Here is a 14,764-nt window from a genome sequence, read left to right as displayed (position 1 = left end):
CGATGCGCCGTTCGCGACCGTTTATCCGGCCTGGGGGTCGCCCTTGGTGTAGGTCAGGCGCTCGACCGCGCCCGGCTGCCAGTCGTCCTCGATCTTCTTGCCGTTGACGAACAGGTCGATCGCGCCGGCGTCACCGAGCACGAGGTTGATCTTCGAGCTGTCCTGGAAGGTCTTGGTGTCGCCCTGCTTGAGCAGTCCGTCGAAGAGCAGCCGGCCGTTGTGGTCCTTGGCGGAGATCCAGCTGCGGCCGTCGGCGGCGGTGACCTGGACGGTCACCTTGTCCTGCGGGGCGGCGGCGATGGCGCTGTCCGAGGGTTCCGGCTCGGGGGCGGCGGGCTTCTCGGACTTGGGCGTGGGCGAGGCGGACGTGCCGGGGGTGGCGCCGTCGGCGACGTTCGCCTTGCCGCCCTCGTCCTCGCCCTTGACCATGGTGAAGCCGACGAAGCCGATCACGACGACGATGGCGGCGACCATGGCCGCGGTCCAGTTGGGCCCGCGCCGCTCCGGACGGATGCGTTCCGCCTCGAAGAGGGGGGCGGCAGAGGTCGGGGCCGGGCGGCCGCCGCCGTGCTCCTGCTCGTACTGGGCGATCAGCGGGGCGGGATCGAGGTGCACGGCCTTGGCCAGGGTCCGGATGTGCCCGCGCGCGTAGACGTCGCCGCCGCAGGGCGCGAAGTCGTCCGCCTCGATGGCGCGCACGATGGCGATCCGGACGCGGGTGGCGGTACTGACGTCGTCGACGGTGAGCCCGGCGGCGATGCGCGCCTGCTGCAGCGCTCGGCCGACGGGGACGGAAGGGCGGGCTTCCTCGGAAACGTCTTCGAACGGACGCTCGTCTTCAGGGGAGTTGCCGATGGACACGGGGGCGCCTTTCGAGCGTGTAGCCGCCTGTGCTGGAGGTTCAGTCTAGGAGGGGTACGAGAGGGTGGGGCAACCGGGCGGTCGGACTTTGTACGCCATCGGAATGGCCCGACATCCCGATGGTGGGCCTGCGGATTGTCGCTTCGCTCAACTTGACGTACGCCGACGGCGAACAGTTGCTCAATGATCCCTAACGGGTGGGTCACGATCGGCCGCCGAGGTGACCCGGGGTGCCGGCCGTGTCCCGTCCGCCTACCCTTCAGACTCCCCCCGGATCAGCGCGAGCACGCCATCCAGCTCATCAGGCTTCACAAGAACGTCACGAGCCTTCGAACCCTCGCTCGGTCCGACGATGTTCCTCGACTCCATGAGGTCCATCAGCCGGCCGGCCTTGGCGAAGCCCACGCGCAGCTTGCGCTGGAGCATGGACGTCGACCCGAACTGGGTGGAGACCACCAGCTCGGCCGCCTGGCACAGCAGGTCGAGGTCGTCGCCGATGTCCTCGTCGATCTCCTTCTTCTGCTTGGTCCCGACGGTGACGTCGTCCCGGAAGACAGGCGCCATCTGGTCCTTGCAGTGCTGGACGACGGCCGCGACCTCCTCCTCGGTCACGAACGCCCCCTGCAAGCGCGTGGGTTTGTTCGCGCCCATCGGCAGGAACAGTCCGTCGCCCTTGCCGATCAGCTTCTCGGCACCTGCCTGGTCGAGGATGACGCGCGAGTCGGCGAGCGAGGAGGTGGCGAACGCCAGCCGGGAGGGCACGTTCGCCTTGATCAGGCCGGTGACGACGTCGACCGACGGCCGCTGTGTGGCGAGCACCAGGTGGATGCCGGCCGCCCGCGCGAGCTGCGTGATCCGCACAATGGCGTCCTCGACGTCGCGCGGGGCGACCATCATCAGGTCGGCCAGCTCGTCGACGATCACCAGCAGATACGGGTACGGCTGGAGCTCGCGCTCGCTGCCCTCGGGCGGTGTGGCCTTCCCCTCGCGCACCGCGCGGTTGAAGTCGTCGATGTGCCGGTAGCCGTAGGCGGCGAGGTCGTCGTAGCGCAGGTCCATCTCGCGTACGACCCACTGCAGCGCCTCGGCGGCCCGTTTGGGGTTGGTGATGATCGGCGTGATCAGGTGCGGGATGCCCTCGTACGCGGTCAGCTCGACGCGCTTGGGGTCGACCAGGATCATCCGGACGTCCTCCGGGGTCGCCCGCATCATGACCGAGGTGATCAGGCAGTTGATGCAGGACGACTTGCCGGAGCCGGTGGCGCCGGCGACGAGCATGTGCGGCATCTTCGCCAGCGAGTCCATGACGTAGCCGCCCTCGACGTCCTTGCCGAAGGCGACCAGCATCGGGTCGTCGTCCTCGGCCGACTCCGCGAGCCGCAGGACGTCCCCGAGGTTGACCATCTCCCGGTCGGTGTTGGGGATCTCGATGCCGACCGCGGACTTGCCGGGGATCGGGCTGATGATCCGCACGTCCGGGCTGGCCACGGCGTACGCGATGTTCTTGGTCAGCGCGGTCACCCGCTCGACCTTCACGGCCGGGCCGAGTTCCACGACGTAGCGGGTGACCGTCGGGCCGCGGGTGAAGCCGGTGACGGCGGCGTCCACCTTGAACTCGGTGAAGACCTTGCGCAGGGCATCCACTATGGCGTCGTTGGCCGCGCTGCGCGCCTTGCCCGGCCCGCCGCGGGTGAGCAGGTCGAGCGAGGGCAGGGAGTAGGTGATGTCGCCGGAGAGCTGGAGCTGCTCCGCGCGGGGCGGCAGGTCGCGCGGTTCGCGGGGCGGTTCCTTGGTCATGTCCAGGACGCCCGCCGGCGGCTTCTCCTGCGCGGTCCTCTCCGCCTTCGGCTTCTCCGGCGTCGGCTGCTCCGGCTCGGTGCGGGCGGCCGGGACCGGCGTCGGTGTGGTCGGCTCGCGGTCGCCGGTGCTCACCCCCTGGGTGAGGTCGGCGACGATCGGCGAGGGCGGCATGCCGTGCAGCACGGCGCCGTCCAGGGCGGCGGCCGCGGCGGCGGCCACGTCCACGGCGTCCATCGGCCGGTTCATGTCCGGCTGCCGCACCGCTGATCTGCGCGGCCGGGAGGGGCGCCGGGAGAGCGCCTCGTGCTCCGCGCCGTCGGGGTCGTACTCCTCGGGGGCCGGCCGTCGTCCGCGGCGGCCGGCGGGAAGCGCCTCGCGCCACTGCTCCTCGTAGCGTGCGTCGTCCTCGCCGAACTCCTCCGGCCCCGGCTCGTGCACGACTCCGAGCCGCACGCCGAGCCGGCGCAGGCGCTGCGGAATGGCGTTCACCGGCGTGGCCGTGACGACGAGCAGACCGAACACGGTGAGCAGCACCAGCAGCGGCACGGCGAGCACGTCCGTCATGGTGGACGACAGCGGCGTGGCCGCCGCCCAGCCGATGAGGCCGCCGGCGTCCCTTATCGCGTCCATGCCCTCGCTGCGGGCGGGCGATCCGCACCCGATGTGGATCTGCCCGAGGACGCCGATGACGAGCGCGGACAGGCCGATGACGATCCGTCCGTTGGCCTCGGGCTTCTCCGGGTGCCGGATGAACCGTACGGCGATGACGGCGACCAGGATCGGCACCAGCAGGTCGAGCCGGCCGAAGGCGCCGGTGACCAGGATCTCCACGAGGTCCCCGACGGGGCCCTTCAGGTCCGCCCAGGTCCCGGCGGCGACGATCAGCGCGACGGCGAGCAGCAGCAGCGCGAGCCCGTCCTTGCGGTGCGCGGGGTCGAGGTTCCTGGCTCCCTGCCCTATGCCGCGGAAGACGGCACCGACGGCGTGCGCGAGGCCCAGCCACAGGGCGCGTACGAGCCGGTAGACGCCGCTGGTCGGGTTCGGTGCGGGCGCGGGCGCCGGTTTCCTGGCCGCGGCCTTCTTGGCGGGAGCCTTCTTCGCCGGGGCCTTCTTCGCCGGGGCCTTCTTGGCAGCGGCCTTCTTCGCCGGGGCCTTCGCGGAAGCGGCCGCCTTCTTCGCGGGCGGCTTCTTGGCTGCGGAGGGACGTGAGGCCATGGGTGTGAGGTTACCGGTGGAGACGGACGGGGACACGCGTGGCGGATGCTTCACCCGTTCGTGTCGCCCGCTCCGAGGCGCGAAGCTGACGCGACGGGACACGGGAGAAGCTCCGTTGACACTCCATCAGGCCCGGCCCCCGGCGACGCCGGCCAAGCACCGTGCTCCCGGGGTCAGTTCTGCGAGGGCACCGACGACGCGCTGCCGGTCCCCGGCTCCAGGGCATCCAGCGCCCGCCGCAACCCCGTGAGCTTGCGCTCCAGATGGGCCGCCGTGGCCACCGCGGCCGCGTCGGTCGACTCGTCGTTGAGCTGCTTGGTCAGCGCCTCGGCCTGCTCCTCGACGGCCGCGAGCCGCGCCGACAGCTCGGCGAGCAGCCCCGCCGACTCCTTCGCCTCGCCGGCGTCCTTCTCGCCGCCCTCCAGCTGGAGCCGCAGCAGCGAGGCCTGCTCCCTCAACTGGCAGTTCTTCATGTACAGCTCGACGAAGACCGAGACCTTCGCGCGCAGCACCCACGGGTCGAACGGCTTGGAGATGTAGTCGACCGCACCCGCCGCGTACCCCCGGAAGGTGTGGTGCGGGCCGTGGTTGATCGCGGTGAGGAAGATGATCGGGATGTCCCGGGTCCGCTCCCGTCGCTTGATGTGCGCCGCGGTCTCGAAACCGTCCATGCCCGGCATCTGGACGTCCAGCAGAATGACCGCGAAGTCGTCCGTGAGCAGTGCCTTGAGCGCTTCCTCCCCGGACGATGCCCGCACCAGCGTCTGATCGAGCGCCGAGAGGATCGCCTCCAGCGCGAGCAGATTCTCCGGCCGGTCATCGACCAGGAGGATCTTGGCCTTCTGCACCATGGCCCGCCCTCCTCGCCCCGGCTTGGGGCCTCCCCTGTCCGCAGGACCTGGGGCCGTACCTGTGGGTACCGCTCCAGGGGACGACTCCCTTGCGCCGCCCGTCCTTGTGCCGGTCATCGTAGCCGCACCCCGCCTGTCGCCACACCCTGTCACCGTGATGTCACTGTGCACATACCGGAAACGCGGCGGGAGACCAGAAGGTTCCCCGAATCACGTACTTCTACACGACTTCGCGTGTACCGCGTCAGCAACTTTGTGTGAACACCGAAGCTTCCCGCCCCGTCCGCGCGCCCCGCGGCCGCCGCCCTCACTCCCCCCTCATCCACTGCTGCATCACCGACAGCAGGTGATCGGGGTCGACCGGCTTGGTCACATAGTCGGAGGCACCCGACTCGATCGCCTTCTCGCGGTCGCCCTTCATCGCCTTCGCGGTGAGGGCGATGATCGGCAGCCCGGCGAACTGCGGCATCCGGCGGATCGCCGTGGTCGTGGCGTACCCGTCCATCTCGGGCATCATGATGTCCATCAGCACGACCGCCACGTCGTCGTGCTGTTCCAGCACCTCGATGCCCTCACGGCCGTTCTCCGCGTACAGCACCGACAGCCCGTGCTGCTCCAGGACGCTGGTCAGCGCGAAGACGTTGCGGATGTCGTCGTCGACGATCAGGACCTTCTGCCCGCCGAAGCGGATGCCCCGGTGCGAGGGCCGGGCCGCCGGCTCCTGCTGTTCCACCCCCGGCCACTGCTCCGGCTCGACCGCGGGCCGCTGCTCCAGCGTGATCCTGCGACGGCGCCGGAACAGCGCGGCCGGACCGTTCTGTGCGTCCCGGTACGACGTCACCTCCGCCGGCGTCTCGGTCCGCGGCGCGGGCGTCTCCGCCGACGCCACCAGGTCCCCGGCCTCCAGCGCCGGCATGGGCTGGGCGTAGCCGTTCGGCGGCAGCTCGCTGGGGTGCAGCGGCAGGTACAGCGTGAACGTGGAGCCGCGGCCCGGCTCGCTCTGCGCGTGGATCTCGCCGCCGAGCAGCTGGGCGATCTCCCGCGAGATGGACAGCCCCAGTCCGGTACCGCCGTACTTGCGGCTGGTGGTGCCGTCGGCCTGCTTGAACGCCTCGAAGATCACCCGCATCTTGCCGGCCGCGATGCCGATGCCCGTGTCGCTCACCGAGAACGCGATCAGGTCCGCGTCCGGGTCGGTCAGCGAACCGGCCTCCAGCAACTGCTCCCGGATCGCCTGCGGGACGTCGTCCCGGGCGGGCCGGATGACCAGCTCGACCGAACCGGAGTCGGTGAACTTCACCGCGTTGGACAGCAGGTTCCGCAGCACCTGGAGCAGCCGCTGCTCATCGGTGTGCAGGGTGGCCGGCAGCTCCGGCGAGACCCGTACGGACAGGTCCAGGCCCTTCTCCGCGGTCAGCGGCCGGAAGGTCGCCTCCACGTAGTCCACGAGCTGGACCAGCGCGATCCGCGTCGGGGAGACGTCCATCTTGCCGGCCTCGACCTTCGACAGGTCGAGGATGTCGTTGATGAGCTGGAGCAGATCCGACCCGGCGCCGTGGATCGTCTCGGCGAACTCGACCTGCTTCGGGGACAGGTTCGCGTCGGCGTTGTCGGCGAGCAGCTTGGCCAGGATCAGCAGCGAGTTGAGCGGCGTACGCAGCTCGTGCGACATGTTCGCCAGGAACTCGCTCTTGTAGCGCATGGACACCGCGAGCTGCTCCGCGCGCTCCTCCAGGACCTGGCGCGCCTCCTCGATCTCGGTGTTCTTCACCTCGATGTCGCGGTTCTGCCGGGCCAGCAGCTCGGCCTTCTCCTCCAGTTCGGCGTTGGACGCCTGGAGCGCCTTCTGCCGCTGCTCCAACTCCGCCGACCGTTCCCGCAGTTGCTCGGTCAGCTCCTGGGACTGCGCCAGCAGCCGTTCGGTCTTGGTGTTGACCGAGATGGTGTTGACGCTCGTCGCGATCATCTCGGCGATCTGGTTGAGGAAGTCCTTCTGGATCGCCGTGAACGGCGTGAACGACGCCAGTTCGATGACCCCGAGCACCTTCCCCTCGAACACCACCGGGAGCACGATCACCTGGGCCGGCGGTGCTTCCCCGAGCCCCGAGGAGATCTTCAGATAGCCGCTGGGCGCGTTCTCCACCAGGATCGTGCGCTTCTCCATGGCCGCCGTCCCGATGAGCCCCTCACCCGGCTGGAACGACGTCGGCATGGACCCCATGGAATAGCCGTACGAACCGAGCATGCGCAGCTCGAACTGGTCGTCGTCGGCGGAGGTGAGGTCCTCGCCGTCGACCAGGGGCATCGCGAGGAAGAACGCGCCGTGCTGCGCGGACACCACCGGCGTCAGCTCGCTCATGATGAGCGAGGCCACGTCGTCCAGATCGCGGCGGCCCTGCATCAGCGCGGAGATCCTCGCCAGATTGCCCTTGAGCCAGTCCTGCTCCTTGTTGGCGATCGTGGTGTCGCGCAGGTTGGCGATCATCTTGTTGATGTAGTCCTGGAGTTCCTGGATCTCCCCGGACGCGTCCACGTCGATCTTCAGGTTCAGGTCACCGCGGGTCACCGCCGTCGCCACCCGCGCAATGGCACGCACCTGCCGGGTCAGATTCCCGGCCATCTCGTTCACCGACTCGGTCAGGTCCCGCCAGGTGCCGTCGACGTCACGCACCCGTGCCTGGCCGCCCAGCTGACCCTCGGTCCCCACCTCGCGGGCCACACGCGTGACCTCCTCGGCGAACGACGACAGCTGGTCCACCATCGTGTTGATGGTCGTCTTCAGCTCGAGGATCTCACCGCGCGCGTCGATGTCGATCTTCTTCGTCAGGTCGCCCTTGGCGATGGCCGTCGTCACCATGGCGATGTTGCGGACCTGGCCGGTCAGATTGGACGCCATGCCGTTCACCGACTCGGTGAGGTCCTTCCACGTCCCCGCCACGCCCGGCACATGCGCCTGGCCGCCCAGGATGCCGTCGGTGCCCACCTCGCGGGCCACCTTGGTGACCTGCTCGGCGAAGGCGCTCAGCGTCTTCACCATGGTGTTGATGGTGTCGGCGAGCTGCGCCACCTCACCGCGCGCCTCGATGCTGACCTGACGCGTCAGGTCGCCGTTGGCGACGGCGGCGGAGACCTGGGAGATGTTCCGCACCTGGGTGGTCAGGTTCTTCGCCATCAGGTTGACGTTGTCGCTGAGGTCCTTCCAGATGCCCGTGACTCCCGGCACGTGCGCCTGGCCGCCGAGGATGCCCTCCGTGCCCACCTCGCGCGCCACACGCGTGACCTGCTCGGCGAACGACGACAGCTGGTCCACCATCGTGTTGACGGTGGTGACCAGCTCGAGGATCTCGCCCTTGGCGTCGACGGTGATCTTCTTCGACAGGTCGCCCTTGGCGACCGCGGTGGTGACCTCGGCGATATTGCGCACCTGGAGGGTCAGGTTGTTCGCCATGCCGTTCACCGACTGCGTGAGGTCCTTCCAGGTGCCGGAGACACCCTGCACCTCGGCCTGCCCGCCGAGGATGCCCTCCGTGCCCACTTCACGCGCCACACGCGTGACCTCTTCGGCGAACGACGACAGCTGGTCCACCATCGTGTTCAGCGTGTTCTTGAGCTCCAGGATCTCCCCGCGCGCGTCCACGGTGATCTTCTGCGACAGGTCGCCGCGCGCCACCGCCGTCGCCACCTGGGCGATGTTGCGCACCTGCCCCGTCAGATTCGACGCCATGCCGTTCACGGAGTCCGTCAGGTCCCGCCACACACCGGCGACCCCGGGCACCTGCGCCTGACCGCCCAGCCGGCCCTCCGTACCCACCTCGCGCGCCACCCGCGTGACCTGGTCGGCGAACGACGACAACTGGTCCACCATCGTGTTGATGGTGTTCTTCAGCTCGAGGATCTCCCCGCGCGCGTCGACGTCGATCTTCTGCGACAGGTCACCGCGCGCGACGGCCGTCGTGACCTGGGCGATGTTGCGCACCTGCCCGGTCAGATTGGACGCCATCGAGTTGACGGAGTCGGTGAGCTCCTTCCAGGTGCCCGACACGCCGTCCACGCGCGCCTGACCGCCCAGCCGCCCCTCCGTACCCACGTCCCGGGCCATCCGCGTGACCTGGTCGGCGAAGCTCGACAGCTGGTCCACCATCGTGTTCACGGTGTTCTTCAGCTGGAGCATCTCGCCGGAGACGTCCACGGTGACCTTCTGCGACAGGTCACCGTTGGCGACCGCCGTCGTCACCTGGGCGATGTTCCTCACCTGTCCGGTGAGGTTGCGGAACGCCGTGTTGACGGAGTCCGTCAGGTCCTTCCACGTCCCCGCCGCGCCCGGCACCTGCGCCTGGCCGCCCAGCTCACCCTCGACGCCGATCTCCCGCGCCACACGTGTGACCTCCGCGCCGAACGCGGACAGCTGGTCCACCATCGTGTTGACGGTGTTCTTCAGCTCCAGCATCTCCCCGGCCACGTCGACCGTGACCTTCTGCGACAGGTCACCGTTGGCGACCGCCGTCGTCACCGCCGCGATGTCCCGCACCTGAGTGGTGAGGTTGCGGAACACCGTGTTGACGGAGTCCGTCAGGTCCTTCCACGTGCCCGCCGCACCCGGCACGTTCGCCTGACCGCCCAGCCGGCCCTCGGCCCCGACCTCGTTGGCCACACGCGTGACCTCGTCGGCGAAGATCCGCAGCGTCTCGGTCATCTGGTTGATCGTCTCGGCGAGCTGCGCGACCTCGCCGCGCGCCGGCACCGTCACCTTCCGCGACAGATCACCGTTGGCGACCGCCGTCGTCACCTCGGCGATCCCCCGCACCTGCGCCGTGAGATTCCCGGCCATGGTGTTGACGGAGTCGGTGAGCTCCTTCCACACGCCGTCCACGCCGGGCACCTGCGCCTGGCCGCCCAGGGCGCCCTCGGTGCCCACCTCGCGGGCGACGCGGGTCACCTCGGAGGAGAACGCGGAGAGCTGGTCCACCATCGTGTTGACGGTGTTCTTCAGCTCCAGCATCTCGCCTTCGACATGCACGGTGACCTTGCGGGAGAGATCACCGCGCGCGACGGCCGTCGTGACCAGAGCGATGTCGCGCACCTGCGCCGTCAGCCGCTCCGCCATCGTGTTGACGGAGTCCGTCAGGTCCTTCCACGAACCCGACATCCCCCGCACCTGCGCCTGGCCGCCCAGCTTGCCCTCGGTGCCGACCTCGCTGGCCACACGCGTGACCTCGTCGGTGAACGTCGACAACTGGTCGACCAGGTTGTTGACGGTCCGCGCGACCTTCAGGAACTCGCCCCGCAGCGGATGGCCCGTCCCGTCCGGCGCCTGCGTCCGCAGTTCCATGCGCGGCGACAGGTCGCCCTCGGCCACCGCCGACAGCACCCGGCTGACCTCGGAGACCGGCCGCACCAGGTCGTCCACGAGCGCGTTCGAGTGGTCGATCGCGGTCGCCCAGGATCCCTCGGAGGGCCCGGTCTCCAGCCGCTCCGTGAGCTTGCCCTCACGGCCGACCATGCGGCGCACCCGCGCCAGCTCACCCGTCAGATGGAGATTGCGGTCGGCCACCTCGTTGAAGACCGCCGCGATCTCCGACATCACGCCGTCGCCGGACACCGTGAGCCGCTTGCGGAAGTTCCCGTCCCGCATGGCCACCAGGGCCGTCATCAGACGGTTCAGGGCCGCCGTGTCCACCGTCGTGGTGCCGCCCCGCGCCCTTCCCGGCTTGCTCAGGGACTGTCCGCCTTTCGCGCGCGTCGTCTTCGTGCCCCGCGTCGCTGCGCCAGACTCCACTGTGTCCCTCCCGCAGGGGTCGACCGTTACCGCTGTGCCCGGGCACCACCAGGGGCGTGCCCGTTCCTACCGCGCTTTTCCTGTACTACTGCGATTTCCTGCCCGACGTTCCAAGCCGCCAGGGGGCTGCTGCCCACCCGGCACGGACGACACACGGCCTGCCTGGACCTTCATTACAAGCCTGCCCAGTGTTTCACCCCCGCCGAACCAGGCCATAACAGATCGGCAGCTTCGCACATCGTCCGCACACAGGCCGGACGGCGGACACCTCCGGACGGAAACACAGCGGACCGGCATCCGCTCGGACCGCGAAGGTAAGTAACCTTGCATCCGGCTGTCCAGCCACGCCGGTCCGTCCGGCCTGGGCGGTGGCACGGGAACGAGCGGGCATCGGAGGGCGGCCGCACACATGACCACCGGACTGATCCCGGGGGAACAGCCCCCGGAGCCACGGCCGACCGACAGCCTGCCGCAGCAGCGGCGCGAGCCGGTCGGTCAGGGAGCCATGCCCGTCGAGAACCGGTCGAGGAGTTCTGTGATCACCGCGCGCGCGGCCGCCAGCTTCGAGCCCCTCGGGCGATCGGTCGCGAGCGCCCGCTCCTTCGTCCGCGACACCCTGCAGGGCTGGGGCTTCGGCGACATCGTCGACGACGCCGTGGTTCTCACCAGCGAACTGGTGACCAACGCCGTCGTGCACGCCGGCACCTCCGCCGACCTCCTCTGCCTGCGCAGCGAGGAGGGCGTACGGATCGAGGTGGCCGACCGGTATCCGGAGCGGGAGATCCCGCTCCAGGGCTCGCCCGTCAACATGGGCAGCCCCGACCGCGAGGGCGGCCGCGGACTCCAACTCTGCGCGGCGCTGGCCGGCCGCTGGGGCGTCGACTACACACCCACGCACAAGACCGTGTGGTTCCAGCTCGACCTTCCCGAGCGCCCGGTCGGCACCCGGTCCGCCGGCCCCTCCCTGCCGGCCCACCTCCTCCCGCTCGCCGACTCCCGGGTCCGGGTGGCGGTCGTACAGATCGACCGGGTGGGCACCATCAGCGCCTGGAACGAGGACGCGGAGGAACTCTTCGGCTACTCCGCCGAGCAGGTCACCGGCAAGCCGCTCACCGACCTGGCGGCCTGGCCGCACACCCCGGGCACCGGCACCGGCATCGCCGACGCGCTCCAGCTCTCCCGCTGGGAGGGCAGCTACGGCATCCGGGGCGCCCACGGCCGGGTGATCCCGGTGTACGCCTCCCATCTGCGCGTCCGCGACACCGATGGCGAGCCGTCAACCGTCTGTCTCCTCGTGCGCGACCACGAACGGGCGGTCCTGCAGACCCCTCTGCGCGGCCCGGCCTCCGACACGTCCGGCGGTTCCGAGGGCCAGAGCACCGACCCGTTCGAGGTCTTCATCGGCTCCCCCGCCCCCGACGACCTGGACGGTCTGCTGCAGCGCACGGTGGAACGCGCCCGCGACATGCTCGACGGCGACTCCGCCTTCCTGCTGCTGGCCACGGACGACGAGACCGAACTGGAGGTCCGCGCCTCGACCGGTCTCCCCTCGGCCCGCCAGCGCTTCGCCCGCGTCCCCGTCGAGGCGGGCCCGGGCCGGTACGGCTCCGCCCGCATGCCGGCCGTCCACGACGATCTCACCGCCGTCTCCGGCGCGGTCCCCCTCCTCAACGGCACCGGCATGCGCTCGGTCGTCACCGTCCCGCTGAAGGTCGAGGGCCGCCTGACCGGCTCCCTCGGCGTCGCCGCCGAGGCGCCCGGCAGATACTCCAACGAGGAGGCGCTGCGTCTGCAGTTCGCCGCGGACCGTATCGCGCTCGCGGTCGAGTCGGCCCGCCTGGGCGAACTGGAGCGGCTGCGCCGCGGCTCCCTCAGCTTCCTCGTCGAGGCCTCCGACCTGCTGGCCGGCACCCTGGACCGGGACCAGACCCTGGCCCTGATGGCCCAGATGACCGTCCCCACCCTCGCCACCTGGTGCGCCGTCTACACGATCGCCGACCAGGCCTCGGAGCCGTACCTGTCCTACGTGCTGCACGAGGACGAGGAGCTGATCGACGGCATCAAGTCCTTGCTGTCGAAGATCGCCCCGCCGGACCCGGTTCCCACGCCCGGCGCCCGTGTCTGGTCGGCTCCCGCGGAGGTCGCCCACCAGGCGGCGCTGCGCACCTCGATGCGCAGCCTCGGCCTCAGCGGCGGCCCGACCCGTCACGTCACCACGGGCATCGGCCCGACGCTCGCGACGGCGTCCGCGGTGGGCGGCGAGACCGTGGTGCTGCCTCTGGTCGCCCGCAACCGCGTCATCGGCATGCTGACGCTCGGCAAGCCGACCGACGAGCACTTCCGCCAGGAGATCCTGGAGCTCGCCGAGGACCTCTCCCGGCGGGCCGCCCTGGCCCTGGACAACGCCCGCCTCTACTCGGAGCGCACGGCCATCAGCCAGTCCCTCCAGCGCAGCCTGCTGCCGCCGGAGCTGCCGACGGTCGACGGCGTCGAGGTCGAGGTCATCTACCGCGCGGCCGGCGAGGGCAACGAGGTCGGCGGCGACTTCTACGACCTGTTCCCGATCAGCGACGGCGCCTACGGTTTCGCCATCGGCGACGTCTGCGGTACGGGCCCGAACGCGGCGGCCGTCACCGGCCTCGCCCGGCACGCGCTCCGCCTGCTCGCCCGCGAGGGTCTGAGCGGCCCGGCGGTCCTGGAGCGCCTGAACTCCGCGATCCTCGACGAGGGCGCCCGCAGCCGCTTCCTCACTCTGCTGTACGGGGAGATGCGCCCGCAGGACGACGGCAGCGCGGAGCTGAAGGTGGTCTGCGCCGGTCATCCCCTGCCGCTCCGTCTGCGCCAGGACGGCACGGTGGAACCGGCCGCCGAACCGCAGCCCCTGCTCGGCGTCCTGGAGGACCTGGAACTGTACGAGCAGACGGTCACCCTCGATCCCGGCGATGTCCTGCTCTGTGTCACCGACGGCGTCACCGAGCGCCGCGAGGGCTCGCGGATGCTGGGCGACGACGGGCTCGCCGAAGTGCTGACGACGTGCACGGGCCTGACGGCCGGCGCGGTCGCGGCCCGCATCATGCGTGCGGTGGAACGCTTCGCCTCCGACGCGCCGTCCGACGACATGGCCATCCTGGCGATGCGGGTGCCGGGTCTGCAGAAGGATTAGCGGACGTCCCGCTTCGCTGAAGCGGCGTCCGCAGGGCATGCAAAAGGCCCCGCCCGATGGGCGGGGCCTTTCTGTCCGAGCCCCCAAACGGAATCGAACCGTTGACCTTCTCCTTACCATGGAGACGCTCTACCGACTGAGCTATAGGGGCCTATTGCCCGCTACGGGGTTTCCCTCGCGGCAACGGAATAGATCATACCCCGAACAGCCCGGTGCTCCCAACCACGCTCACCGGGCCGGCGTGAGCAGCCCGCCCAGCGCGTTGCACGCGGACACGGTCCGCTGCATCTCCCTCTTGGTCAGCGACGCCTCCACCGGAAGCGCGAGAGTCTCGTCGGCGGCCCGCTCGGTCTCGGGCAGGGACACGTACCACCGGAACCCGGGCAGCCGGTGCACGGGCGTCTTCACCGGCACCCGGCATGCAACGCCCTTGGCGCGTACGGCCCGTGCGAAGGCGTCCCGGTCGGGACGTCCGTTCCCCGGCACCCGTACGACGTACTGCAGGTAGGTGTGCCCGACTCCGCCCTCAGGCGTGCGTACGCCCCTCAGCCTGGTGTCGAGGAACGCGGCCCGCTCGCGGCGCCGGGCTATCTCGTCGTACGGGGCCTCGGACTCCCGGTGTTCCAGCACCAGCAGCCCGTGCCGCCGGCCGAGCGCGTACAACGGCCCGGCTTCGGCGGGCCGGCCGAAGCGGTGTACGGCAATGACCGCAGCGGTCCGGGGAGTTACGGCCGCCTCCACCGCGGCCGGGTCCAGGCAGTATGTCGCCGGATCTATGTCGGCGAAGACCGGCAGTGCCCCTGCCGTCGCCACGGCCTCGGCGACTTCCACGTTGCCGAAGGCAGGTACGACGACCTCGTCACCGACGCCGACACCGGCGGCTCTGAGCAGTGCAGCAGTACCCATGTGCTGGATGCTCGTTGCGCAACGTGAACGTCAAGTGACGGAAAACAAAAAAGGGTTGGACCCTGAACGGAAGTTCAGGGTCCAACCCTTTTGAAGAATTGTTCGGCGGCGTCCTACTCTCCCACAGGGTCCCCCCTGCAGTACCATCGGCGCTGTAAGGCTTAGCTTCCGGGTTCGGAATGTAACCGGGCG

General features: G+C 70.0%; 6 protein-coding genes, 1 tRNA gene and 1 rRNA gene. 1 reads left to right on the top strand and 7 read right to left on the bottom strand.

Annotated features, from left to right (window positions below; translation table 11 throughout):
• Nucleotides 1-21 precede the first annotated feature (21 nt).
• The 4 genes from ACZ434_RS31420 to ACZ434_RS31405 all read right to left on the bottom strand — a co-directional run bounded on the left by ACZ434_RS31420 (nt 22) and on the right by ACZ434_RS31405 (nt 10,503).
• Complete coding sequence (locus tag ACZ434_RS31420; protein WP_468461882.1) at nt 22-861, bottom strand: helix-turn-helix domain-containing protein; 840 nt, start codon at nt 859-861, stop codon at nt 22-24.
• Nucleotides 862-1,113: 252 nt separating this feature from the next.
• Nucleotides 1,114-3,876 (bottom strand): DNA translocase FtsK, encoded by a 2,763-nt coding sequence (locus ACZ434_RS31415; RefSeq protein ID WP_468461880.1) that lies wholly within the window; start codon nt 3,874-3,876, stop codon nt 1,114-1,116.
• A 173-nt stretch (nt 3,877-4,049) separates the two neighbouring features.
• A complete protein-coding gene (locus ACZ434_RS31410) occupies nt 4,050-4,727 on the bottom strand; it encodes a response regulator (protein WP_468461878.1) in 678 nt (225 codons plus the stop codon).
• A 307-nt stretch (nt 4,728-5,034) separates the two neighbouring features.
• Nucleotides 5,035-10,503 (bottom strand): HAMP domain-containing protein, encoded by a 5,469-nt coding sequence (locus ACZ434_RS31405; protein ID WP_468461876.1) that lies wholly within the window; start codon nt 10,501-10,503, stop codon nt 5,035-5,037.
• 409 nt (nt 10,504-10,912) lie between these two features.
• Between ACZ434_RS31405 and ACZ434_RS31400 the strand changes: the two genes are divergently transcribed.
• Nucleotides 10,913-13,666: a SpoIIE family protein phosphatase gene (locus ACZ434_RS31400; protein WP_468461874.1), complete on the top strand. Its 2,754-nt coding sequence runs from the start codon at nt 10,913-10,915 to the stop codon at nt 13,664-13,666.
• Between the two features lie 78 nt (nt 13,667-13,744).
• Here the strand turns inward: ACZ434_RS31400 and ACZ434_RS31395 are convergent.
• The 3 genes from ACZ434_RS31395 to rrf all read right to left on the bottom strand — a co-directional run.
• Nucleotides 13,745-13,817 (bottom strand) — tRNA-Thr (locus ACZ434_RS31395).
• Nucleotides 13,818-13,894: 77 nt separating this feature from the next.
• On the bottom strand, nt 13,895-14,572 hold the full coding sequence (locus tag ACZ434_RS31390; RefSeq protein ID WP_468461872.1) for a DegT/DnrJ/EryC1/StrS family aminotransferase: 678 nt from the start codon (nt 14,570-14,572) through the stop codon (nt 13,895-13,897).
• Nucleotides 14,573-14,672: 100 nt separating this feature from the next.
• Nucleotides 14,673-14,764 (bottom strand): 5S ribosomal RNA (gene rrf, locus ACZ434_RS31385); the annotation flags it as partial.

The sequence above is a fragment of the Streptomyces sp. NPDC030893 genome (assembly GCF_055571535.1).
This window is presented reverse-complemented; position numbering and strand designations above follow the sequence as displayed.

What these genes read in the sequence shown, in the direction of transcription:
- ACZ434_RS31400 (WP_468461874.1), top strand. Translation starts at nt 10,913, where the DNA reads ATGACCACCGGACTGATCCCGGGGGAACAGCCCCCGGAGCCACGGCCG.
- ACZ434_RS31415 (WP_468461880.1), bottom strand. Translation starts at nt 3,876, where the DNA reads ATGGCCTCACGTCCCTCCGCAGCCAAGAAGCCGCCCGCGAAGAAGGCG.
- ACZ434_RS31390 (WP_468461872.1), bottom strand. Translation starts at nt 14,572, where the DNA reads ATGGGTACTGCTGCACTGCTCAGAGCCGCCGGTGTCGGCGTCGGTGAC.
- ACZ434_RS31410 (WP_468461878.1), bottom strand. Translation starts at nt 4,727, where the DNA reads ATGGTGCAGAAGGCCAAGATCCTCCTGGTCGATGACCGGCCGGAGAAT.